This window comes from Pigmentiphaga litoralis (assembly GCF_013408655.1).
Classification (GTDB): Bacteria; Pseudomonadota; Gammaproteobacteria; order Burkholderiales; family Burkholderiaceae_B; genus Pigmentiphaga; species Pigmentiphaga litoralis_A.
In genome coordinates, this window is the sequence record NZ_JACCBP010000004.1 from 13423 (window position 1) to 37335 (window position 23913).

Below are 23913 nucleotides of genomic sequence, written 5' to 3' on the forward strand. Positions count from 1 at the left end.
CTGACTGACCTGCCAACATGACGGTCACATACCTGCAACATTGCCGCCATACTATCGACATGGTCCAGCAACCTGAATCACACAACCCATGTCCAGCACCATCCTAGTCGTCGAAGACGAACCCGCCATCCAGGAACTGATCGCCGTGAACCTGTCGTTCGCCGGGCACAAGGTGCTGCGCGCGACGGACGCCGAGCAGGCCCAGACCCTGATCCGCGCCGAATTGCCCGACCTGATCCTGCTCGACTGGATGCTGCCCGGCGCTTCGGGCATCACCCTGGCCCGCAAGCTGCGCGCCGAAGAGCGCACCAAGGCCGTCCCGGTCATCATGCTGACCGCCAAGGGCGCCGAGCAGGACAAGGTCGACGGCCTGGAAGCCGGCGCCGACGATTACATTACCAAGCCGTTTTCGCCCAAGGAATTGATGGCGCGGATCAAGGCGGTGCTGCGCCGCCGCGCGCCGCAGCTGACCGACGACATGATCACGGTGGCCGGGCTCAAACTCGACCCCGTCACCCATCGGCTGGCCGGCAACGACACGCCCCTGGCAATCGGCCCGACCGAATTCCGCCTGCTGCACTTTTTCATGACCCACCCGGAACGCGTGTTTTCGCGCTCGCAACTGCTCGACCAGGTGTGGGGCGACCACGTTTTTGTGGAAGAACGTACGGTGGACGTGCACATTCGCCGCCTGCGCAAGGCGCTGGAACCCAGCCGCCATGACGGTCACGTGGAGACGGTGCGGGGCAGCGGCTACCGCTTTACCGCGCAACCGGTTCCCGGCGTCCAGCTGAACGACTGAGCGGAAAGGGTCCACGCCCTGCCGGGTGCTGCGACAATCCCTTATGGTCTGGATCCGAAATCTTCTTCTTGTCCTTGCGTGGGGCGGTATCGCCGCGCTGGGTCACCCCGTTGCGGGGCATCACGGCAGTTGGGCGCTGTTCAGCTTCGGGCTGGGTACCCTTCTGTGCTGGCACATCTGGCAGCTGTCGCGGGTCACGCGGTGGACGCGTGACCTGAAACGGCCGCCGCCGCCGTCGGCCGGGTCGTGGGACGACGCGTTGGCGCGTATTTACCGGCATCTGCGCAGCCAGGAACGGCAGCTGGCGCTTTTGGAAGGCAATGTGCAGGGTTTCCTGTCGGCCGCCCAGGCGCTGCCCGACGGGCTGGTTACCCTGGATGAAGACTTCCATATCGATTGGTGCAACCGCATTGCCCGGCACCACCTGGGCCTGCGGCTGCCCGAAGACCGCGGCCACAGCCTCCTGAACCTGGTGCGGTCGCCGGAATTCGTGCGGTACGCCCGGCAACTGGAGTGGCCGTCGCCGGTGCTGGTCCGCAGCCCCGGATCGGGTGACCGGGTGCTGATGGTGCAGCTGATCAGCTACAACAAGCGCCAGCGCATGCTGCTGACCCGCGACGTGACGCAGATCGAAAAGCTGGAAACCACGCGCCGCGACTTCGTGGCCAACGTGTCGCACGAACTGCGCACCCCGCTGACCGTGCTGGCGGGCTTTCTGGAAACCCTGATCGAGATGCCGGCCGACGCCCTGCCCCAGGCGCAGCGCGACCAGTATCTGCGGACCATGCACGAACAGGCGCAGCGCATGCAGGCGATCGTGGCGGACCTGCTGACCCTGTCGACCCTGGAATCGTCGCCCACCACCGACCCGCAACCGGTTGGCATGCCGGGGCTGATACGCACCGCGCTGTCGCAGGCGGAGGCCTTGTCCAACGGCCGCCATACCCTGAGCAGCGAGATCGACCCGCATCTGGATGTGCTGGGATCGGGCAGCGAACTGTCGTCGGCGATTTCCAACCTGCTCATCAATGCGGTGCGCTATACCCCTGACGGCGGCAAGGTGACTGTGCGCTGGCACACGGAAGCCGATGGAAGTGCACGCTATTCGGTCACGGATACCGGGATCGGCATCGCGGCGCACCACCTGCCGCGGTTGACCGAACGGTTCTATCGCGTGGACCGCGGCCGATCGCGCGAATCAGGCGGCACCGGCCTGGGACTGGCGATTGCCAAACACATTGCCATGCGCCACGGCGCCGAGCTGGAGATCACCAGCGAGGTCGGGCGCGGCAGTTGCTTCTCTCTGCACTTTCCGCGGACACGCCTGACCGACGGCGACCGCCCGTAAGCGGGTCACACCTTTCACGCCTCTGGCGGGCCGGCGGGAATTCCCCGCCTGGCCGAGGTGGCTTTCTTAACAAAGCCCGCCGAATGTGTGACAGTCGAAGGTTGGACGGCCACCCGCTTCGAATCGAGGCGCCTGCCCGCCCCTATCAGCCCGGAGTTGCCCTGTATGGCGAAAATCGTACTTTTGGAAAATATCCACCCCAGCGCACGCGAGGTTTTTACCGCCGCCGGGTTTACCGACATCGTGACCTACAACAGCGCCTTGCCGCCCGACGCGCTGCAGGAAGCCATCCGTGACGCCGACGTGGTCGGCATCCGGTCGCGCACGCAAATGGACAAGGCCGCGTTCGAAGCCGCGCGCAAGGTGCGTGTGGTCGGCTGCTTCTGCATCGGCACCAATCAGGTCGACCTGACGACCGCCATGGAATCGGGCATTCCGGTGTTCAACGCGCCGTTTTCGAATACCCGATCGGTGGCCGAACTGGTGCTGGCCGAAGCGATCCTGCTGCTGCGCCGCATTCCCGAAAAGAACCTGCGCGTGCACCAGGGCCATTGGGACAAGACCGCCAACGGGTCGTTCGAAGCGCGCGGCAAGACGCTGGGCATCATCGGCTACGGCAATATCGGCTCGCAGATCGGCACGCTGGGCGAACAGCTGGGCATGCGCGTGATTTTCCATGACGTGGAAGCCAAGCTTCCGCTGGGCAATGCCCGCGCTTACGACCTGCCGACGCTGCTGGCCGAATCGGACGTGGTGACCCTGCACGTGCCGGGTGGCCGGTCGACCGAAAACATCATGGATGAAGGCACGCTGTCGATGATGAAGCGGGGTGCGATCCTGATCAACGCGTCGCGCGGCACCGTGGTGGACATCGACGCGCTGCGCGCGGCGCTGGATACCGGCCACATTTCGGGCGCGGCGCTGGATGTGTTCCCGGTCGAGCCCAAGGGTGTGGACGAACCGCTGGTCAGCCCGCTGATCGGCCTGCCCAATGTGATCCTGACGCCGCACATTGGCGGCAGCACGATGGAATCGCAAGAAAACATCGGCCGCGAAGTGGCGGAAAAACTGGTGCGTTTCGTGTTGAGCGGCACGACCAAGGGCGCCGTCAATTTCCCGGAACTGCCTTATCAGGAGCCGGCCGGTACGGCGCGTATCCTGCACGTGCACCGGAACGTTCCGGGCGCGCTGGCGCAGTTGAACAGCCTGTTCGCCGACGCAAAGCTGAATATTGTCAGCCAGCAATTGCAGACCAAGGGACCGGTCGGTTTCGTGCTGACGGACATTGGCGATGCCCCCAGCCCGGACATGATCGAGAAGCTGAAAAGCCATCCGATCACCGTGCGCTGCGACGTGCTGTAAGGGGCGCGGTCTGCAGAGTGGCTGTGCGGCTCAGGCCGCCGGCTGCCGGGCTGACCGCACGTCGCGCACCGGCGGCTGGCCAAAGGTACGGCTGTATTCACGGGTAAATTGCGACACGCTTTCGTAGCCGACCTTGAAGGCCGCGCTGCTGGCGCTGGCGCCGTCAGCCAGCATCAGGCGCCGCGCTTCGATCAGGCGCAGATGCTTCTGGAATTGCAGGGGCGACAGCGACGTGACGGCGCGAAAGTGCTGGTGGAAGGACGACGGGCTCATCCCCGCCACGGACGCCAGCCGTTCGATGGCAATCGGCTGTGCGTAGTCGGCGCGCAGCACGGCCACGGCCCGGGCGATCCGCTGCACATGGCCTTCGGGCCAGCCCAGGCGGCGAATGGCGGGACCATGCCGGCCAGCCAGCAACCAATAGTGCATTTCCCGGACGAGCTGCGCCTGCAGCACGGCGATGGCGGCTGGGCGGTCGAGCAGGCGCATCATGCGCAGCGCGACGTCGGCCACTTCGGGTTCGGTGGGTTCGACGTGCAATGAAGGTTGCCCGAAGGCAGGCCGGCCGGGCATGCCTGCGGTTGCGCCGGGTTCTGGCATCTGTGCCGTCAGATCCGCGATGACCGCCGGATCAAGCACCAGCGCCAATGACAAATATGGCGCGGGGATGCTGGCCTGCGTGATCTGGCTGACCGTGGGCACATCCACCGCGATCAGCAGCGAATCGCCGGCGGTGAATGACACGGTGTGCGTGCCGGCGGTGACCTGCTTGCTTCCCTGCAGCACCAGGCAAACCAGAGGGCGCGAGATGTCGTACATCAGCCCGCTTGGCGTGGGGGCGCGAATCAGCACCAGGCCGTCGATCGGCGTCTGGGCCAACCCGTCGGCATCGGTATGCGACTGGGTATAGCGGGTAATGTTATCGAGCAAGGTATCGCGCAGGGTGTCCATGGCTGCCAGTCTAGTGCGGCATGCGCCGGGGCGACAGGGGTCTGGAGGATCAGGCAAAAGTGCGCGAGGTTCCGGCAACCCGGCAGGGCCTGGCGGCGGGACACTGGATTCCTCGCAACTTCCCCCTTCCTGGAATCTCAGACATGACCCCCATCACCCTCATTACCGGCGGCAGCCGCGGCCTGGGCCGCAACATGGCGCTGCACATTGCCCGCCAGGGCGGCGACGTCATCCTTACCTACCAGAGCCGCGACGCCGACGCACTTGCCGTGGTGGCCGAGATCGAATCCCTCGGCCGCAAGGCCGTGGCGCTGCAACTGGACAGCGGCGAGGTGGCGTCCTTCGCAGGCTTTGTCGACCGTGTGCGCTCGGCATTGGCCGATACCTGGCAGCGGGATACCTTCAACCACCTGGTGAACAACGCCGGCCACGGCGACATGGGACTGATCGCGGAGACGACCGAAGCCCAGTTCGACCGGCTGTTCGACGTGCATGTGAAGGGGGTGTTCTTCCTGACGCAGGCCCTGCTGCCGCTGCTGGCGGACGGTGGCCGCATCGTGAACCTGTCCACCGGACTGACCCGGTTCGCGTTTCCCGGCTTTGGCGCCTATGCGGCCGCGAAAGGCGCGGTCGAGGTGCTGAGCCTGTATATGGCCAAGGAACTGGGCAGTCGCGGCATCGGCGTCAACACCGTGGCGCCGGGTGCGATCGAGACCGATTTTGGCGGCGGCGCGGTGCGCGATAACGCCGACCTGAACGCCCAGTTTGCCGGGATGACAGCACTAGGCCGGGTCGGCGTGCCGGACGATATCGGGGCGATGGTCGCCAGCCTGTTGACGGAAAACAATCGCTGGATCAACGCGCAACGGATCGAGGTGTCTGGCGGGCAGAACCTCTGATACCGTCAGCCGCCGATCAGCGGGAAGATCCCGAACACCAGGCCTGCCACCAGCATCAGCGCGCAGATCAGGATGCCCCACTTGATGGTGAACTTCTGGTGGTCGCCGAATTCGACGCCGGCCAGGGCCACCAGCAGGTAGGTCGACGGCACCAGCGGGCTCAGCAGGTGGACCGGCTGGCCCACCAGTGACGCGCGGGCGATCTCGACCGGCGAAATGCCATAGTTGCCGGCCACCTGCGCAATGATCGGCACCACGCCATAGTAGAAAGCGTCGTTCGACAAAAAGAACGTGAATGGCAGGCTGAGCACGGCGGTGATCGGCGCCAGGTAAGGGCCAAGCGCCGGCGGCAGCAGCGCCAGCGCGCTCTTGGCCATGGCTTCGATCATGCCGGTGCCGGCCAGGATGCCGGTAAAGATGCCGGCGGCGAAGATCACGGCCACCACGGCCAGCACGCTGTCGGCATGCGAGGCGATACGGTCGCGCTGGGCCTTCATGCCCGGATAGTTGATCAGCAGGGCGATGGCGAAACCGATCATGAACAGCACGGGCAGCGGCAGCACGCCGTAGATCAGCGCGATCATCAGGCCCACCGTCAGCACGGCGTTGACCCAGATCAGCTTGGGGCGCTTGGCGGCTTCGGTTTCCGATTGCAGGGCGTCTTCTTCGGTGTTGCGGCTGGCGTCGTCATCCACAGGCGGACGGGCCACCGTGGCGCCCGACCCGCCGGGGAAAGCACCCGCTGCACCGGCGCCGGCCATGGCCATCGCGCCCGTGCCGGCCTTGTCGCCAACGTAGTCGATACGGCCGATCCGCGCACGTTCGCGCAGGCCCATCCAGACAGAAATCAGGATCACGCCAATGGCGCCGACGATCATGGCCGGGATCATCGGCACGAATACGTCGCCCACATCCAGATGCAGCACGGCCGCGGCACGCGACGTCGGGCCACCCCAGGGCAGAATGTTCATCACGCCGCTGGACAGCATGATCACGCAGGCCATCACCAGCGGCCGCAGCCCCAGCTTGCGATACAGCGGCAGCATGGCCGACACCGTGATCATGTACGTGGTGGACCCGTCGCCGTCGAGCGAGACGCCCAGCGCCAGAATGGCGGTACCGATCACGACCTTGAGCGGATCGCCGCGTACAAGCTTCAACATGCCGTTGATGAGCGGATCGAACAGGCCGGCATCCAGCATCAGGCCGAAGTACAGAATGGCGAACATCAGCAGCACGCCGGTGGGCGCGATCTTGCGGATGCCATCAAGCATGTAGCCGCCCACTTCGGCGTAGAAACCGCCGAGCAGCGCGAATGCGATGGGGACGATGATGAGCGCGACCAAAGGCGACAGGCGCTTGGTCATGATGAGCGTCATGAACGTCACCACCATCGCAAAACCGAGGAATGTCAACATAAGGGAACCGTTGGACCTGCTGTCAAAAGTGCCGCGATTGTAGGGTGTTGCAGAGCAACACCCCTCCCCTAGAGGCACTACTTAGGGGAATACCCTAGGGACATTTTCCTAGTTGTGGGGCAACGCATCCAGCCTTTGCACCAATTCGGTGATATATCGCGGAAGAAGGCTCACGGTAAGCTCACGATGGGCGACGTAGGCCGTCGTTTCGGTACCGGGGGCGATACGCGGCGGCGCCCAGAAGGGATCGGGAAAGTGCCGGTCGTCGCGCCAGCGCGGGATCACATGCCAATGCACGTGCGGCACCATATTGCCGAATGCCGCCAGGTTGATCTTGTCGGGTGCAAGGATGTCCCGCTGCGTCTGCTCGACGGTCCAGACCCGCTCCATGACATGGGCGCGATCCGCTGGCGAAAGATCCGTCATCTCGGCGACGTGGTCGCGCCAGATGACGCGCGTGAACCCGGGGTAGTCAGGTTCGTCGACCCGGATGACATAACACCGGTCATCGGACCAGATGACGGGGTGGGTAGCGGGATGGCACAGCGGACAACCGGGCGTCGAAGGGGAAGCGGACATGAAGGTGGGGCCGTCCAGAAAGATCGAACAAGCAGGCTATCACGCAGGCGGGCCTACGGTTCAGCGCGCCTGGCCGGCGATACTCCCTGGAAACCCCATGACCGAAAAGACATCGACGAGCAGACGGCTCGCGGATGGATCCGCCCGGCAACGCCTGGTCAGATGTCGGTCCAGGCCATCGAGCGGCGGCGCTTTTGCGTCTGGTCGATGAAGCGCTGCAGCGACCGCATGGCCGTGCCGTCCAGGCCATCCATTTCACAGCCCAGCCGCCCGCCCGGCTGCTCGTTCTTGAGCGGGCTGACGTGCATGACGCGCAGGTTGGTCGTGAAATAGGTGTCGGCGTCCAGTTCGATGTCGACAGACACCACTTCGGAACCGGCGCCCAGCTTGGCGGCGCCTTCGGGCATCAGCAACGCGACCCCTGTCACGCTGACATCGATCACCCGCAGTTCGATCGGGTCGGCAGCCGGGCCGACACGAAAGCGCGCCACGGGTGGCGGCGTGTGCAGCGGGCGGACACGGAAGTTGGAACGGCGCTGGAAACGATACAGCTGCTGCGGGAAGGTGCAGGTCAGCACCTGCGTGCTGCCTTCGCCCTTGACGCGCATCAACCCATGCACTTCAAACTGGATCTTGACCTGTTCCAGGAAGCCGACGGCGAACACTTCGTTGGACGACAGGATGCGTTCGAGCTGGGGGTCGACCAGGTCGGCCCCCAGGCGCACCACGCGTTTGGCGCGATCCACGTCCCAGACCGTGGTGGTGTAGCTGGCGCCCCCCGGCGTGGTCAGCGCCACCAGCACGTTCTGGTCGGCCATCTGGTTCAGCAGGGTCTGGATTTCCAGCGGCTGCGAGATCCGGTAGTCCTCGAGGCCCTCGCTCGTCAATCGTTCGGGCACCAGCGGCAACGCAGTCGTGTCTGTCATGGAAGTGTGGGAGCAAGGGTGCAAGGGCGGGTTATGCCTCGTTAACGAACGCATCCCCGCTTACTTGAGCTTTAATTGCTCGAGGCCCGATGCCTCCCATGCACTTACACCAGCACGCGCTCGATGCCCCCGTCGTTGGCGACCTTCACGTAGTTTTCCATCCAGTCCTTGCCCAGCAGGTGGCGGGCAATTTCGACCACGATGTAGTCGGCATCCAGGTTGGCGTCTTCGTTGTAACGCTTGAGCCCCTGCATGCAGGACGGGCAGGACGTCAGCACCTTCACGTCGCCATCAAAGCCATCGGCACGCAGCTTGTCGGCGCCCTTGCGCAGTTCTTCTTCCTTGCGAAAGCGCACCTGCGTGGAAATGTCCGGCCGGGTCACGGCCAGCGTGCCCGACTCGCCACAGCAGCGATCGCTTTTTTCGACGTCCGGGCCCACCAGCGCCTTGACCGTCTTCATAGGCTCCTGCAGCTTCATGGGCGTGTGGCAGGGGTCGTGATACATGTAGCGCGTGCCTGTCACCCCTTCCAGCTTGACGTTCTTTTCCAGCAGATATTCATGGATGTCGATCAGGCGGCATCCCGGAAAGATCTTCTCGAATTCATAGCCGGCCAGCTGGTCATAGCAGGTGCCGCAGCTGACCACCACCGTCTTGATATCCAGGTAGTTCAGCGTGTTGGCCATGCGATGGAAGAGCACGCGGTTGTCGGTAATGATCTTTTCGGCCTTGTCTTCCATGCCGTTGCCGCGCTGCGGATACCCGCAGCACAGGTAGCCCGGGGGCAGCACGGTCTGCACGCCCACGTGCCACAACATGGCCTGGGTGGCCAGTCCCACCTGCGAGAACAGGCGTTCGGACCCGCAACCCGGGAAATAGAACACGGCTTCGGTGTCGGCGCTGGTCGCCTGCGGATTGCGGATGATCGGGACGTACTTGGCGTCTTCGATATCCAGCAGCTTGCGGGCGCTTTGTTTGGGCAGGCCGCCCGGCATCTTCTTGTTGATGAAGTGCACGACCTGCTCGCGCATCGGCGCCTTGCCGACCGTGGCCGGCGGCAGCCTGGTCTGCTTGCGCGCGAACTTGCCGAGCAGGTCATTGGCCAGGCGCTGGGCCTTGTAGCCGATGCCGACCATGGCCGTGCGCGTCGCGTTGATGGTGCGCGGATCCTTGGCGTTCAGGAAGAACATGGCCGCCGTCGTGCCCGGATTGAACGACTTCTTGCCCATGCGGCGCAGCAGGCTGCGCATCTTCATGGATACGTCGCCAAAGTCGATATCGACCGGACAGGGCTTTTCGCATTTGTGGCAGACCGTGCAGTGGTCGGCCACGTCTTCGAATTCTTCCCAGTGCTTGATGCTGATGCCGCGGCGCGTTTGCTCTTCGTACAGGAAGGCTTCGACCAGCAAGGACGTGGCCAGGATCTTGTTCCGGGGCGAATACAGCAGGTTGGCGCGCGGCACGTGGGTCGCGCACACCGGCTTGCACTTGCCGCAGCGCAGGCAGTCCTTGATGGCGTGGGAAATCTCGCCAATGTGGCTCTGCTGCATGATGAGCGATTCGTGGCCCATCAGGTTGAAGCTGGGCGTGTAGGCGTGACGCAGGTCGCCGCCCGGCATCAGCTTGCCGGCATTGAAGTGGTTGTCGGGGTCGACGCGGCGCTTGTAGTCCTGGAACGGCGCCAGTTCGGCGTCCGACAGGAATTCGTACTTGGTGATGCCGATGCCGTGCTCACCCGAAATCACGCCGTCCAGCGACCGCGCCACATCCATGATGCGCACGACGGCCTCGTTGGCTTCCTGCAGCATCTCGTAGTTGTCGGAGTTGACCGGCAGGTTGGTGTGCACGTTGCCGTCGCCAGCGTGCATGTGCAGCGCGACGAACACGCGGCCCTTGAGCACCTTGTCGTGGATTTCCTGCGCCTTGGCCAGGATCGGCAGATAGGCCGCGCCCAGGAAGATGCGCTGCAGCGGGGCGCGCAATTCGGCGCGCCAGGAAATGCGCACCGTGCGGTCCTGCACCACGTCGAACACCCGCGCGTCGGGCTGGCGCTGCAGGCGTTCCTGCAGGGCCGGCAGCATGCTGCCCAGGCCGATGCGGGCGAATTCGCCCAGCGTATCGGCCAGCGGCAGGTCCATGTTGCGCAAGACCCAGTTCCAGCGTTCGCGCACGGCGCTCAGCAGTTCCAGCGCCTGCACCGGCCGGTCGCCCAGCAGGTCTTCTGGCGACAGCTTGTCGCCTTCGCCATCTTCGCTCTTGCCCAGGGGCAGATCGCCGTCAAAGAACGGCATCAGCTGATCGATCAGCTTGAGCTTGTTGCGGGTCGACAGTTCGATGTTGATGCGTTCGATTTCGTCGGTGTACTCGCCCATGCGCGGCAGCGGGATCACCACGTCTTCGTTCAGCTTGAAGGCGTTGGTGTGGCGCGCGATGGCGGCGGTGCGCGAGCGGTCGGCCCAGAACTTCTTGCGGGCTTCGGGGCTGATGGCAACAAACCCTTCGCCATGGCGCGTGTTGGCCAGGCGCACGACTTCGGACGCGGCCACGGCTACGGCGTTGTCGTCGTCACCGACGATGTCGCCGATCAGCACCATCTTGGGCAGCGTGCCGCGCTTGCTTTTGGTCGCGTACCCCACGGCGCGCAGATAGCGCTCGTCCAGGTGTTCCAGGCCGGCCAGGATCGCGCCGCGCGCCATGCCTTCGCCGTCCAGGTAGTTCTTGATTTCGACGATCGACGGAATGGCGTCGCGCGCCTGTCCGAAGAATTCCATGCAGACCGTCCGCACGTGCTTGGGCATGCGGTGCAGCACCCAGCGCGCCGACGTGATCAGGCCGTCGGTGCCTTCCTTCTGGATGCCCGGCAGGCCCGACAGGAACTTGTCGGTCACGTCCTTGCCCAGGCCTTCCTTGCGGAACACGCGGCCGTGGATTTCAAGCGTTTCGCTGCGCAGCGGGCGCTCGCCCGGAGCGTGGGCGCCATCGGACCATTTGCATTCGAAGCGGGCCACCGCCACGTCGTGGATCTTGCCCAGGTTGTGGTCCAGGCGCGTGACTTCGAGCCAGTTGCCTTGCGGGTCCACCATGCGCCACCAGGCCAGGTTGTCGAGCGCGGTGCCCCACAACACGGCCTTTTTTCCGCCGGCGTTCATGGCGACGTTGCCGCCCACACAGGACGCTTCGGCCGACGTGGGGTCGACCGCGAACACGAAGCCTGCCTTGTCGGCCGCGTCGGACACGCGTTTGGTGACCACGCCCGCGCCCGAGAAGATCGTGGCGACTTCTTTGTCGACGCCCGGCAGCGGGCCGAGTTCGACGTCACCCAGGGTTTCGAGCTTTTCGGTGTTGATGACGGCCGACTTCCACGTCAGCGGCACCGCGCCGCCCGTGTAGCCCGTGCCACCCCCACGCGGGATGATGGTCAGACCCAGCTCGATACAGGCGCGCACCATGGCGGCGATTTCGAGTTCGGTATCGGGCGTCAGGACAACGAACGGGAATTCCACGCGCCAGTCGGTGGCGTCGGTCACGTGGGACACGCGCGACAGGCCGTCGAACTTGATGTTGTCGCGCTGCGTGATGCGGCCCAGCGTTTTGAGCGCCCGGCGGCGCAGGTCGGCCGTGTCGGAAAACTCCAGTTCGAACGCCTGCACCGCGGCACGCGCCATGTCGAGCAGGCGGCCCACCTTGCCGTCCCGTTCGCTGTCGGCGGGTTCGCGGCGGCGCTGCACTTCGCGCAGGCGGTGTTCCAGCGCTTCGACCAGCGCGCGGCGGCGCTTGGGATTGTCGAGCAGGTCGTCCTGCAGATACGGATTGCGCCGCACGACCCAGATGTCGCCCAGCACTTCGTACAGCATGCGCGCCGATCGGCCCGTGCGCCGTTCTCCCCGCAGGTCGTTCAGCATGTCCCAGGCTTGCGGCCCGAGCAGGCGCTGAACGATCTCGCGATCGGAAAACGACGTGTAGTTGTAGGGGATTTCGCGCAGCCGGGCAGTGGCGGGCGGGGCGACGAGGTCGAGAGGCAGCGGGGCGTTCATGATGGGTAAAACTTCTTCCCTTGGGCCGTCATTCTAGCCGACGGCCCGATGTGCAAGGTGGGGCAAGCCCACAGGACGGGCAAAAGCGAGTCATCCGCAAGGCGGCGGAAAAACGTCAGCCGAACCGTGCGTTATAGCTTTTTTCGGAGAATCCCACACTGACGACGCCGTCGGGCGTCTGCAACACCGGCCGCTTGACAAGGGTCGGCTGCGCCGCGATCAGCGCCAGCCAGTCGTCATCGGTCTGGGGATTTTTGACGGGATCCGGCAGGTTGCGCCAGGTGGTGGACGATCGGTTGACCAGCGTTTTCCATCCGCCGACCTGGGCCGACCAGTCTTGCAGGGTGGCGGCCGGCAGCGGCGCCTGGCGGTAATCGACAAAGTCGTGCGCAATGCCCTGGGCGGTCAGCCACTTGCGCGCGTTCCGGCAGGAATCGCAGTTGGGCAGGCCATAGAGCGTGGTCGAGGTCATGAACGGATCGCATACAGAAAGGGGTGGCCGAAGCAGACGGTTTCCGGCGGGGCCCCCCGCGCGGTCAGTTCGGCGAAAACATCCACAGCAACGCTGCGGTCATGGTGATGTAGCGGGCCAGCTTGCCAATCGCCATGTACAGCACGCTTGGCCAGAAATCGAGCTTGAGCCAGCCGGCCACGGCGCACAGCGGATCGCCCACCAGTGGCACCCAGGACAGCAGCAGCGTCTTGGGACCCCAGCGATCCAGCCAGCGCCTGGCGTGCGCGTGCCAGCGGCCGTGCTGCCCAGGATCCCCGTGGGGGTGATCGATCGGCCGCGGCGGCCCGTGGTGCCCTTCGGCCAGGCGGTGCGCTTCGTGGCGGTGCCGCAGGCGGTCCACGCCGTTCTTGGCGGCGCGGCCCATCCAGTAGCTGATCATGCCGCCCACCGTATTGCCCAGGGTGGCCGTGCCGACCGCGTACCAGAACATCTCAGGCGATATTTTCACATATCCGAACACGGCGGGCTCGGAACCCAGCGGCAACAGCGTCGCCGAGATCAGGCTGACGACAAAAATTGCCGACAGCCCGACCTCGGGCAAGGCCAGGGTGGTGAGCAGCCAGTTGACGGAGGATTGGATCCAGGCTTCCATATGCAGTGTCGGAAAGTGCCCGCTCACTCCATCCGGATGTCGGCGTCTTTCACCAGCGTCGACCACTTGGTCGATTCGCTGGCGATGAAGGCGCCGAAGGTCTCGGGCGTGCCGCCCCCGACCTGGCTGCCCGAATCGACAATGGCCGTTTTGAGCGGACCGGCGTCAAGCAGCTTGTTGATCTCGGTGTTCAGGCGCTTCAGGATCGCTGGCGGCGTGCCGGCCGGGGCCACGATGCCCTGCCAGTTATACGACTCGAACCCGGTCAGGCCGGACTCGGCCAGGGTCGGCACGTCGGGCAGCACGGCCAGGCGTTTGGTGGACGTGACCGCCAGCGGCCGGATCTTGTTGGCCTTGATCGACGGCAGCGCCGCGTAGCCCATCTCGAACATCATGGGGATGTGGCCGGCCAAGAGGTCGGTCGCGGCCAGGTTGCCGCCCTTGTAAGGCACGTGAACGATGTCGATCTTGGCCTGCATCTTGAACATTTCGCCCGACAGATGGTGCGCGCCACCCACGCCCGACGACCCGAAGGCCAGCTTGCCCGGCTGCTTCCTGGCCATGGCGATCAGTTCCTGCACCGACTTGGCGGGAACCGAATTGGCCACGCTCAGGATCAGCGGACCGGTTTCGATCAGCACCACGGGGGCCAGGTCTTTCAGCGGCTGGTAGGGCAGATTCTTCATCAGGGTGGGATTGACCGACAGCGGGGCCAGGTTGCCCATGCCGATCACGTAGCCGTCGGGCGCGGCCTTGGCGATCGCATCGGTACCGATCACGCCACCGGCGCCGGCCTTGTTTTCCACCACGACCGTCTGGCCCAGGGCCTTGCCCAGCTGCTCGCCGATCAGGCGCGCGCGGGTGTCGGCAAAGCCGCCGGCCGCGTACGGGACGATCAGGCGGATAGGCTTGCTGGGGTAGTCGCTTTGCGCGTAGGACGGAACGGCCGCCGCGAAGGCGGCAACGCCGGCCAGTGCGGCAACCAGAAAGGTGATTCGAGGCAGACGGCCGGCTGGGCGCGTCGGGAGGGCGTAAGACATGTGTGCTCCGTGTCGTGCTGTCGTTTTTGTGTGATGCGGTGTGCGGTGTGCGGTGTTCGGTAGTGCGGTGCGCAGTGCTCGGGGCCGGGCCGCTCGCGAAGCGGACCGTCGCGCAGAGCATATCCCAGGTTGCGGGCAGCCCTGCGCGGCGCGTGGGCTAGCCCCAAGCTTGCTCACGATTTTTTCCTGCGTGTACAGATGTGTCACACTATTTGGCTTCGCCAACCGCCTACGCACCCACCGCCATGTCCACCGACTACCTCAAGCGCATCCTGACCGCCAAGGTCTACGACGTTGCCGTCGAAACCGCCCTCGACCCTGCGCCGCAGCTGTCGGCGCGTATTGGCAACACGGTGCTGCTCAAGCGGGAGGACACACAATCGGTGTTCAGCTTCAAGCTGCGCGGCGCCTACAACAAGATGGCGAACCTGCCGCCCAAGGCGCTGGCGCGGGGCGTGATCGCCGCGTCGGCCGGCAACCACGCCCAGGGCGTGGCCCTGTCGGCACAGCGCCTGGGCTGTCGTGCCGTGATCGTCATGCCGGTCACCACGCCCCAGGTCAAGATTGACGCCGTACGCGCCCGTGACGGCGAAGTGGTGCTGTTCGGCGAAAGCTTTACCGACGCCTACCACCACGCCAAGGAACTGGAAGCCAAGCAGAAGCTGACCTTCGTGCATCCGTTCGACGACCCCGACGTCATCGCCGGCCAGGGCACCATCGGCATGGAAATCCTGCGCCAGCATCCGGGCCCGCTCGACGCGATCTTTGTGGCGATCGGCGGCGGCGGCCTGATTTCCGGCGTGGCGGCGTACGTGAAAGCGCTCAGGCCCGAGATCAAGATCATTGGCGTGCAGACCGAAGAATCCGACGCCATGATGCAAAGCGTGCGCAAGGGCCGCCGCGTCACCCTGCCCGACGTCGGCCTGTTTGCCGACGGCACCGCCGTCAAGCTGGTGGGCGAAGAAACCTTTCGCCTGGCGCGCAAGTACGTGGACGATTTTGTCGTGGTCGACAGCGACGCCATCTGCGCCGCCATCAAGGACGTCTTTCAGGAAACGCGCAGCGTGCTGGAACCGTCGGGCGCCATGGCAGTGGCCGGCGCCAAGCAGTATCTGGCTGCCAACAAATGGAAGAACAAGACGGTGGCCGCGATCGCCTGCGGCGCCAACATGAACTTCGACCGCCTGCGCTTCGTGGCCGAACGCGCGGAAGTGGGCGAGGCGCGTGAAGCGGTGTTTGCCGTGACCATGCCCGAAGAACGCGGCAGCTTCCGCCGCTTCTGCGAACTGGTCGGCGGCCGCAACGTGACCGAATTCAACTACCGCATGGGCACGTCGGCCAAGGCGCACGTGTTTGTCGGCCTGCAGATTTCGGCCCATGGCGAATCGGCCAAGATCGCGGCCAACTTCCGCCGCAACGGCTTTACCGCGCTGGACCTGTCGCACGACGAACTGGCCAAGACTCACCTGCGCCACATGGTCGGCGGCGCGGCGCCGATGGCCGAAAACGAACTGCTGTACCGCTTCGAATTTCCGGAACGGCCCGGCGCGTTGATGCGCTTTTTGAGCTCGATGTCGCCGACCTGGAACATCAGCCTGTTCAATTACCGGAACCAGGGCGCGGACTATGGCCGCATCCTGGTCGGCCTGCAGGTGCCACCGTCCGATCAGAAAGTGTTTGCCGGTTTCCTGAAAGACCTGGGCTACCGCTACTGGGACGAGTCCAAGAATCCGGCCTACGCGCTGTTCCTGCGCTGACCGTTTTGCCCGTCTGACAACAAGCCTCCTGCATGGAGGCTTTTTTTTCGTTCTGTCCTTGGGTTCACGGATCGTGAATTGCCGAACCACGCCCCGCGCGTTGTTCGGGTGGGGGCCTCTCTGTAGATTGCGTCCACCCCGCCAGACGGCGCTGCACGGCCGTAAATGACCCGATACGGGCTCCCAGGAGACACCCATGAACACCCACGCATCCGATCCCCCCAAGGCGTCGCGCCAGACCCGCAAGGCGACTGCCAGCGGCTGGATCGGCTCGGCCCTCGAGTACTACGATTTCTTCATCTACGCGACCGCTGCGGCGCTGATCTTTCCGCAGATCTTCTTTCCCAAATCCGATCCCAAGGTCGCCATCATTGCGTCGCTCGCCACCTATGGCGTCGGCTACATCGCGCGCCCCATCGGGGCGGTCGTGCTGGGCCATTGGGGTGACACGCACGGCCGCAAACGCGTCCTGATCCTGTGCATGTTCCTGATGGGCTTTTCGACCGTGGCCGTGGGCCTCCTGCCCACCTACGACCAGATCGGCCTGTGGGCGCCCGCCATGCTCGTGGCGCTGCGCCTGGTGCAAGGCTTCGCAGTGGCCGGCGAGATTTCCAGCGCCAGCTCGATGATCCTGGAGCACTCGCCGTTTGGCCGGCGCGGCTTCTATTCCAGCTTCACGCTGCAGGGCGTGCAGGCCGGCCAGGTGCTGGCCGCCGCGGTCTTCCTGCCGTTGGCGCACTACATGTCGCCCGACGCCTTCCTGTCGTGGGGCTGGCGCGTGCCCTTCATCATGAGCTTCCTGGTGATCGTGGCGGGCTACATCATCCGCCGCCAGGTGCACGAAACCCCCGTATTCCAGGAAGTCGACGCCAAGGGCCAGGTGCCCAAGGCCCCCGTGATCCAGGCCGTGACCGACAGCTGGCGCGACATGATCCGCGTGATGCTGTGCTCGCTGATGAACGTGATCCCGGTCGTGGCCACGGTGTTCGGCGCCGCCTACGCGGTGCAGCCTGGCTACGGCATCGGTTTTGCCAAGGACGTGTACCTGTGGATCCCGGTCATGGGCAACATCCTGGCCGTGCTGGTGATCCCGTTCGTGGGCAATCTGTCGGACCGCATCGGCCGCCGCCCGCCCATCATCGTGGGCGCCCTGGCCTCGGGCCTGCTGTCCTTCGGCTACCTGTACGCCATCAGCATCCACAACGTGCCGCTCGCCATCGTGCTGTCGCTGCTGATGTGGGGCGTGGTCTACCAGGGCTACAACGCCGTGTTCCCGAGCTTCTATCCCGAAATGTTCCCGGCGCGCACCCGCGTGTCCGGCATGGCGATTTCGCAGAACGTCGGCACGGCGTTTACCGCCCTGCTGCCCGCGCTGTTCGTGACCGTCGCGCCCCCCGGGTCCACCGACATTCCGTTCACCATCGGCATGATCACGCTCAGCATCTGCGGCATTGCGGCCCTGTCGGCATGGACGGCTCGCGAAACCTACCGGGTGCGGATGGATGACTTGGGCAATGCGCAGGCGCAGCCCGTGGACAAGGCGGAATACCTGCGGCTGCGAGCACAGACGATGGCCAAGGGCGAGGTGGGCGCTGACCCGGCCGCGACCGCGCCAGCCACCTCGTCATCGCGCCATTGATCGACAGGACGCCGCCATGATCACAGGCACCACCCGGCTCATCGCGCACATCGGCTTTCCCACCGACAGCTTTCGTGCGCCGATGATCTACAACCCCTGGTTCGACAGCCGCGGCATCGACGCCGTCGTCGTGCCCATGGGCGTCCGCGCGCAGGACTACCCGGCCACCCTGTGCCAGCTGTTCACGCTGACCAACCTGGCCGGCGCGCTGATCACCATGCCGCACAAGATCACCACGATGGACCTGGTTGACGAGGTCACGACCACGGCCCGCGTGGCCGGCGCCTGCAACGCGGTGCTGCGCCGGCCCGACGGTTCCCTGCTTGGCGACATGTTCGACGGCGCGGGCTTTGTGCGCGGCGTGCAGCGCAAAGGCGTCGCACTGACCGGCGCCCGCGTGCTGGTGTCGGGCAACGGCGGCGTCGGCTGCGCCATCGCCGCATCGCTGGCCGCGGCCGGCGTGGCGGAACTGGCGCTGTACGACGTGTCGGCTGCGTCGTCCCACGCCCTGGCCGTGCGGCTGGCCGAGCACTATCCCGATCTGGCGATCGAGACCGGATCGAACGATCCCGCCGGCTTCGACCTGATCGTCAACGCCAGCCCGCTGGGCATGCAGGCCAGCGATCCCCTGCCCTTCGACGTGTCGCGGATCGATCCGGAAACGTTCGTGGGCGAGGTGGTGATGAAGGAGACGATGACCCCGCTGCTGAAGGCCGCGCAAGCCAAAGGTTGCGGCATCCAGGTCGGCACGGACATGCTGTTCGAGCAGATCCCGGCGTATCTGGAGTTCTTCGGGTTCGGGACGGCGACGGCGGACGAGTTGCGGAAGGTGGCGCGGTTGCCGGAATGAAGGAACGGTGCACCTGCTGAGCCCGCACGTCCGGTACCGCGGTTTTCGGATGGCTGGCTCAGTTGGATGGCTGGCTCAGTGGCCTTGATTAACCGACGGCGGGCACCCTGACCACGCCTTCCATCAGCCGCCGGGCGGTACGACTCATGATGGCCTTGGTGACCACCCATTCCCCCTCGACCTCTTTCGCTTCCGCGCCGACAGCCAGCGTTCCGGAAGGATGACCGAAGCGGATCGAGGTCTGGCTGCCGCCCAGCACACGACTGACGAGGGTGCCCGGGATGGCAGCCCCGACGGCAATGGCCACTGCGCCCGTGCCTGTCATGGCGTGATGGAGCGCACCCATCGAAAAGATGCGCGCGACAATGTCGATCTGGTCCTGACCTACCGCCTTGCCGTTCGACGCCGTGTAGGACGCAGGCTTGGCAAAGAAAGCCAGTTTGGGCGTATGCAGCCGGGTCCGGCTGACTTCTTCCGCCGATGCGCCGAGGCCCATGGCGACGGCGGCGTGTGCCCGGATCGCCTCGGCTTTTTTGAGCAGGTCGGCATTGCCCGACACGTCTTTTTGCAGCTCCGTCCCGGTCAGGCCCAGCGTGGCGGCGTCGATGAAGATGGCCGGATTTCCTGCATTGATCATCGTCATCTCGACGGGCCCGACGCCTGGGACATCGATCACATCCAGCTTGTTTCCCGTTGGAAACATTGCCCCGCCTTCATCATCCGCATCGCCGCCCGGTTCCATGAACTCGATCTTGATTTCGGCCGCCGGGAACGTCACACCATCGAGTTCGAAGTCGCCTTCCTCCATGACCTCGCCGTCCTTCATGGGCACGCGCGCAACGATCATCTTGGAAATGTTCGCCTGCCAGATCCTGACGACCGCGATACCGTCCGGTGGGACGGAGACCAGGCCCTCGCTGATGGCAAACGGACCGACCGCAGCAGTCAGGTTGCCGCAATTGCCCGACCAATCCACGACTGGCTTTTCGATGTCGACCGCGCCAAAGTAGTAATCCACGTCGGCATCGTCGCGCGCCGATGTTGCAATGATGACGACCTTGCTGGTGCTTGAGCTTGCGCCGCCCATTCCGTCAATCTGCTTGCCGTAGGGATCCGGGCTGCCGATCACCCGAAGCAATAGCCGGTCGCGTTGCCCCGGGTCGGCAGGCAGATCGCCTGCGTGAAAGAAAACGCCTTTGCTGGTGCCACCGCGCATATACACGGCGGGAACGCGAAGCTGGGTCATGGAAGATTCCGTGGCTGGGGGTTGAAAAAGGCAACGGCAGAGCCGATGGGAGTCATGATCGCGTGCTATCACGCGGGTTCAAGGAATTCACGGCTGATGCGCTGAAGCAGACCGCCCGCCTCGAACACCTGTACTTCTTCATCGGTATCGATCCGGCACGTCACTGGCACCGTCAGCCCGGTGCTGTCGGCGCGTTCGATACGCAGGCGCAACGTAGCGCCCGGTGCGGGGACGCCGTCGACATCGAGCAGGCTGTAACGTTCGCTGCCATCCAGACCAAGAGTGAGGCGCGTCGTGCCGGCTTCGAACTCGAGTGGCAACACCCCCATCCCCACCAGATTGCTGCGATGGATACGTTCGAAGTTTTCGCACACCACCGCCCGTACGCCAATGAGTCGAACGCCTTTTGCCGCCCAGTCGCGCGACGATCCAGCGCCGTAATTCTTGCCGGCAACCACGATCAGCTCCTGGCCTCGGTCCATGTAGATTTCGGCCGCCTCGAACAGGCGCATCACGGTGCCCTCGGGTTCCAGCCGGGTGACGGATCCGAGCACATCCGGCGTCATCTCATTACGAAGTTGATTGTTCGCGAACGTGGCGCGAATGGCGGCCACATGATTGCCACGCCGCGTGCCGTAGGAATTGAAGTCCACCGGCGCAACGCCGTGCTGCATCAGGTATTCGCCAGCCGCACTGTCCTTGAGGATCGCGCCCGATGGCGACAGATCGTCGGTGGTGATGTTGTCGCCCAGTACCGCCAGCGCGCGCATTCCTGCAAAGCCCGCAGGCGATGTGAGCCCCGCGGTCCAATAAGGCGGCCGCTGAATGTAGGTGCTATCGGCGCGCCAGGGAAATTGCAGCGGCACGTTGGCCTGGGCCGGGTCACGCAGGTGATCCTGGTTGCCGAACATGGCCGCGTACACCTCGATGAAATGGTCCTTGTGGACGTGCGCTTCCAGGACCTCGTCGATGGCCTGGTCGCTTGGCCAGACATCGGCCAGAAACACGGGCGCGCCGGAGTGATCCGTACCGATCGCATCATTCTCGATGTCATTGCGTATCGTGCCCGCGATGGCGTAGGCCACCACCAAAGCAGGCGACGCCAGGAAGGCTTCCTTCACCCGAGGGTGGATCCGGCCATTGAAGTTGCGATTGCCCGACAGGACGGCAGTGGCCTTGATGTCATTCGCCATGATTTCCGACTCGATGTCGGCATCGAGCGGGCCGGACATGCCGTTGCAGGACGTGCAACCAAACCCGATGATGCCGAAGCCCATTTTTTCCAGCGGGTCGATCAGACCGGCGGAGGCGAGGTAACGCTCCACGGCTTTCGATCCGGGCGCCAGAGAAGTCTTCACCCAGGGCTTGCGCGTCAGCCCCCGTTCGAGCGCATTGCGCGCCAGCAAGCCTGCGGCAATGACGTTGCGCGGGTTCGACGTGTTGGTGCAACTGGTGATGGCGGCGATGACGATGGATCCGTCGTTCAGCGCCTCACGCGCCGTACCCGACGCGGAATCAGATACCGAACCCGGCGCCGCCGCGCGACGGATCGTCGGCCCGGCCACCCCCCTCTGCTTCAACGCCGACAGCGGAACCCGCTGGTGCGGATTGGCGGGCCCGGCAAGCGAACGGGTGACCGTGTCCAGGTCGAACGTCAGCGTGCGGTCGTAGTCGGCTTCGGTCAACGCGTCCGCCCACAGGCCCTGGGCCTTGGCATAGGCCCCGACCAGCCGTACCGTTTTTTCAGTACGGCCGGTCTGGCGCAAAAAACTCAACGTGTTGTCATCGATCGCGAACATCGCGGCGGTGGCACCGAACTCGGGCGCCATGTTCGAGATGGTCGCGCGGTCATTCAATGACAGCGCCGCCGCACCGGGCCCACCGAATTCAAGAATGGCGCCCACCACCTTTTGCGTGCGCAGGAATTCAGTAATGGCCAGCACCACATCGGTGGCCATCACGCCCGCGGGCCGGCGGCCTGACAGCCTGACGGCAATGATCTGCGGCAGCCGCATCCAGATCGGTCGGCCCAGCATGACGGACTCGGCTTCGATGCCACCCACGCCCCAACCCAGCACACCCAGCGCATTGATCATCGTCGTGTGACTGTCGGTGCCGACCAGAGTATCGGGATAGGCCACGCCGTCCGACTGCTGAACGCCGGGCGAAAAATATTCCAGATTCACCTGATGCAGGATGCCGTTCCCGGGCATCAGGACATCCAGGTTCGTGAACGCCTTTTTGCACCAGGCCAGGAACTCGAATCGCTCCGCATTTTTCTTCTGCTCGATGGCCATGTTCTGCGCCATGGCGTCGTGCGTTGCACCCGAGACTTCCACATTCAAGGAATGGTCGACCACCAGGTGGGTGGGTACTTTGGGATTGACGACCGATGGATCGCCACCGGCTTCCGCGACGGCGTCTCGCATGCCGGCCAAGTCCACCAGCGCCGGTGTCCCAAGCAAGTCTTGCAGGATGACTCTTGCAGGAAAGAAGGGGAAGTCTGCGTCGCGATTGCGCTGGGTGACCAGGGCGAGCGCCGCCTCGCGATGTTCTGCAGGACAGTTGCGAAGAATGTTCTCGGCAAGCACACGACAGGTGAAGGACATCTTTGCGTGGCGGACCGTACCCACCGCGTTCTCAACGGACCAATAGGTCAGACCGTCATGGCCTGGCAGCGGAAGGGATTCTTTACGCATCTTGATGGCTCCACGAATGTTTTCAGCAGCATTGCTTTTCGATTTGATGAATTATATGATTAGAAAAATCATTAAGCAATCAAGAAAATAGAGACCCCGATGACTCGCTGCGAACGGCAGATACGCACGCCGCCGGTAGATTTAAAAAAAACGCCATAGGGTCGAAGCTGATCAAGCAGCTCGGCATGCGTGCTAACTGATACGAATAAAACTAAATGACTAGATAAAACATATAGGAGATCTCATGACCAAGCTCTGTACGACGCTGTCTGCCGTCGTTCTCGTGACGTTGTCGCTGATGGCACCCACCGGCTTCGCGCAGTACCCCGACAAGCCGGTCAAGATCGTCGCGCCCTTCCCGGCGGGCGGGTTTACCGATGTCGTGACGCGACAGGTGGGCGCCCGTCTGGCACAGACGCTCGGGCAGGCAGTCGTCGTGGAAAACAAGCCCGGCGCCGGGACCAACATCGGCACGGAAGCTGTCACGCGCGCCGCCCCGGATGGCTACACCCTGTTGATGGGCACCTCCACCCTGGCCATCAACCCGACGCTGTATTCCAAGCTGGGCTACGACGCCGGCAAGGACCTCGCTCCGATCGGCGTTTTCGCAACCACCGGCTATACGCTGATCGCCAACAAGGATCTGGCGCCGGCCACGACGGCAGACCTCATCAGCTTCATCAAAGCGCACCCCGATACGGTCAGCTTTGGCTCCTCGGGCAACGGCGCGGTGAATCACCTGGCGGGAGAAATGTTCGCCTCCATGGCAGGCATCAAGATGTTGCATGTGCCGTACAAGGGCAGCCAGGCTGCCATCACCGATCTGATTGGAGGACGGATCCAGTTGTTCTGGGCATCCACGCTCGAAGCCATGCCGCTCATCAAGTCCGGCCGCGTGAAAGCCTACGGGGTGACCGACGCGGTCGCAGTGTCCGCCCTGCCTGAACTGAAGCCGCTGGGCGAGACCGTAAAGGGGTATGAAGTCCTTTACTGGATGGCGCTGTTTGCCCCGGCCGGCACACCGCCCGCCGTGATCCAGCGGCTGTCGACCGCACTGCGTGACATTGCCGGCGACAGCGACATCAAGGCGTCCTTGCAATCCAGCGGGGCATCCGCCGCCTATCGGTCGCCAACGGACACCGAAGCGTTGCTGCGCCGTGAAACCGACTTATGGGGCAAGGCCGTCAGACAGGCTGGCGCGAAGGTGGAATGACAATGCGGGGAGACACATCACCCGTTCTGGTCATGTTGCCCGGC

18 protein-coding genes are annotated in these 23913 nt (G+C 64.5%); 8 read left to right on the top strand and 10 right to left on the bottom strand.

Annotated elements, in window-relative coordinates:
- Nucleotides 1–88: 88 nt before the first annotated feature.
- The 3 genes from phoB to serA all read left to right on the top strand — a co-directional run bounded on the left by phoB (nt 89) and on the right by serA (nt 3512).
- Nucleotides 89–802, top strand: a complete 714-nt coding sequence (gene phoB / locus HD883_RS26870) for a phosphate regulon transcriptional regulator PhoB (protein ID WP_179590984.1) — start codon at nt 89–91, stop codon at nt 800–802.
- A gap of 43 nt (nt 803–845) precedes the next feature.
- The gene (phoR, locus tag HD883_RS26875) at nt 846–2150 is read left to right on the top strand and encodes a phosphate regulon sensor histidine kinase PhoR (protein ID WP_179590982.1); all 1305 of its coding nucleotides are present in this window, start codon (nt 846–848) and stop codon (nt 2148–2150) included.
- A gap of 165 nt (nt 2151–2315) precedes the next feature.
- Nucleotides 2316–3512 carry a phosphoglycerate dehydrogenase gene (serA, locus tag HD883_RS26880; protein ID WP_179590980.1) on the top strand — a complete coding sequence of 399 codons (1197 nt, stop codon included), beginning with the start codon at nt 2316–2318 and terminating at the stop codon, nt 3510–3512.
- 30 nt (nt 3513–3542) lie between these two features.
- Here the strand turns inward: serA and HD883_RS26885 are convergent, their stop codons facing one another.
- Nucleotides 3543–4463 (bottom strand): AraC family transcriptional regulator, encoded by a 921-nt coding sequence (locus tag HD883_RS26885; protein WP_179590978.1) that lies wholly within the window; start codon nt 4461–4463, stop codon nt 3543–3545.
- Between the two features lie 143 nt (nt 4464–4606).
- On the opposite strand from HD883_RS26885, the gene HD883_RS26890 reads away from it, so the two are divergent.
- Nucleotides 4607–5362 (top strand): SDR family NAD(P)-dependent oxidoreductase, encoded by a 756-nt coding sequence (locus HD883_RS26890; RefSeq protein WP_179590976.1) that lies wholly within the window; start codon nt 4607–4609, stop codon nt 5360–5362.
- Between the two features lie 5 nt (nt 5363–5367).
- On the opposite strand, the gene HD883_RS26895 is transcribed toward HD883_RS26890, so the two are convergent.
- The 7 genes from HD883_RS26895 to HD883_RS26925 form a co-directional block, all read right to left on the bottom strand.
- Nucleotides 5368–6780, bottom strand: coding sequence for a CitMHS family transporter (locus HD883_RS26895; RefSeq protein ID WP_179590974.1), 1413 nt, complete (start codon nt 6778–6780; stop codon nt 5368–5370).
- Nucleotides 6781–6888: 108 nt separating this feature from the next.
- The gene (locus HD883_RS26900; RefSeq protein WP_179590972.1) at nt 6889–7359 is read right to left on the bottom strand and encodes an HIT family protein; all 471 of its coding nucleotides are present in this window, start codon (nt 7357–7359) and stop codon (nt 6889–6891) included.
- A gap of 158 nt (nt 7360–7517) precedes the next feature.
- On the bottom strand, nt 7518–8285 hold the full coding sequence (locus HD883_RS26905; RefSeq protein WP_179590970.1) for a flagellar brake protein: 768 nt from the start codon (nt 8283–8285) through the stop codon (nt 7518–7520).
- A 104-nt stretch (nt 8286–8389) separates the two neighbouring features.
- Nucleotides 8390–12319, bottom strand: coding sequence for a DUF3683 domain-containing protein (locus HD883_RS26910; protein WP_179590968.1), 3930 nt, complete (start codon nt 12317–12319; stop codon nt 8390–8392).
- Nucleotides 12320–12434: 115 nt separating this feature from the next.
- Nucleotides 12435–12791 (bottom strand): arsenate reductase, encoded by a 357-nt coding sequence (locus HD883_RS26915; protein WP_179590966.1) that lies wholly within the window; start codon nt 12789–12791, stop codon nt 12435–12437.
- A gap of 64 nt (nt 12792–12855) precedes the next feature.
- Nucleotides 12856–13425, bottom strand: coding sequence for a YqaA family protein (locus HD883_RS26920; RefSeq protein ID WP_179590964.1), 570 nt, complete (start codon nt 13423–13425; stop codon nt 12856–12858).
- A 23-nt stretch (nt 13426–13448) separates the two neighbouring features.
- Nucleotides 13449–14465: a Bug family tripartite tricarboxylate transporter substrate binding protein gene (locus tag HD883_RS26925; RefSeq protein ID WP_179590962.1), complete on the bottom strand. Its 1017-nt coding sequence runs from the start codon at nt 14463–14465 to the stop codon at nt 13449–13451.
- Nucleotides 14466–14677: 212 nt separating this feature from the next.
- Between HD883_RS26925 and ilvA the strand changes: the two genes are divergently transcribed.
- From ilvA to HD883_RS26940, 3 genes are all read left to right on the top strand, one after another.
- The gene (ilvA, locus tag HD883_RS26930; protein WP_257022728.1) at nt 14678–16222 is read left to right on the top strand and encodes a threonine ammonia-lyase, biosynthetic; all 1545 of its coding nucleotides are present in this window, start codon (nt 14678–14680) and stop codon (nt 16220–16222) included.
- 196 nt (nt 16223–16418) lie between these two features.
- A complete protein-coding gene (locus HD883_RS26935) occupies nt 16419–17861 on the top strand; it encodes an MFS transporter (RefSeq protein WP_179590958.1) in 1443 nt (480 codons plus the stop codon).
- A 16-nt stretch (nt 17862–17877) separates the two neighbouring features.
- Nucleotides 17878–18711, top strand: coding sequence for a shikimate dehydrogenase family protein (locus tag HD883_RS26940; protein WP_179590956.1), 834 nt, complete (start codon nt 17878–17880; stop codon nt 18709–18711).
- 88 nt (nt 18712–18799) lie between these two features.
- Here HD883_RS26940 and prpF read toward each other — a convergent pair whose 3' ends face one another.
- Both prpF and acnA read right to left on the bottom strand, forming a co-directional pair.
- Nucleotides 18800–19957, bottom strand: a complete 1158-nt coding sequence (gene prpF / locus HD883_RS26945) for a 2-methylaconitate cis-trans isomerase PrpF (protein WP_179590954.1) — start codon at nt 19955–19957, stop codon at nt 18800–18802.
- A gap of 68 nt (nt 19958–20025) precedes the next feature.
- Complete coding sequence (gene acnA / locus HD883_RS26950; RefSeq protein ID WP_179590952.1) at nt 20026–22656, bottom strand: aconitate hydratase AcnA; 2631 nt, start codon at nt 22654–22656, stop codon at nt 20026–20028.
- 244 nt (nt 22657–22900) lie between these two features.
- Here acnA and HD883_RS26955 point away from each other — a divergent pair, with 244 nt between their 5' ends.
- A complete protein-coding gene (locus HD883_RS26955; RefSeq protein WP_179590950.1) occupies nt 22901–23869 on the top strand; it encodes a tripartite tricarboxylate transporter substrate binding protein in 969 nt (322 codons plus the stop codon).
- Nucleotides 23870–23913: the final 44 nt, after the last annotated feature.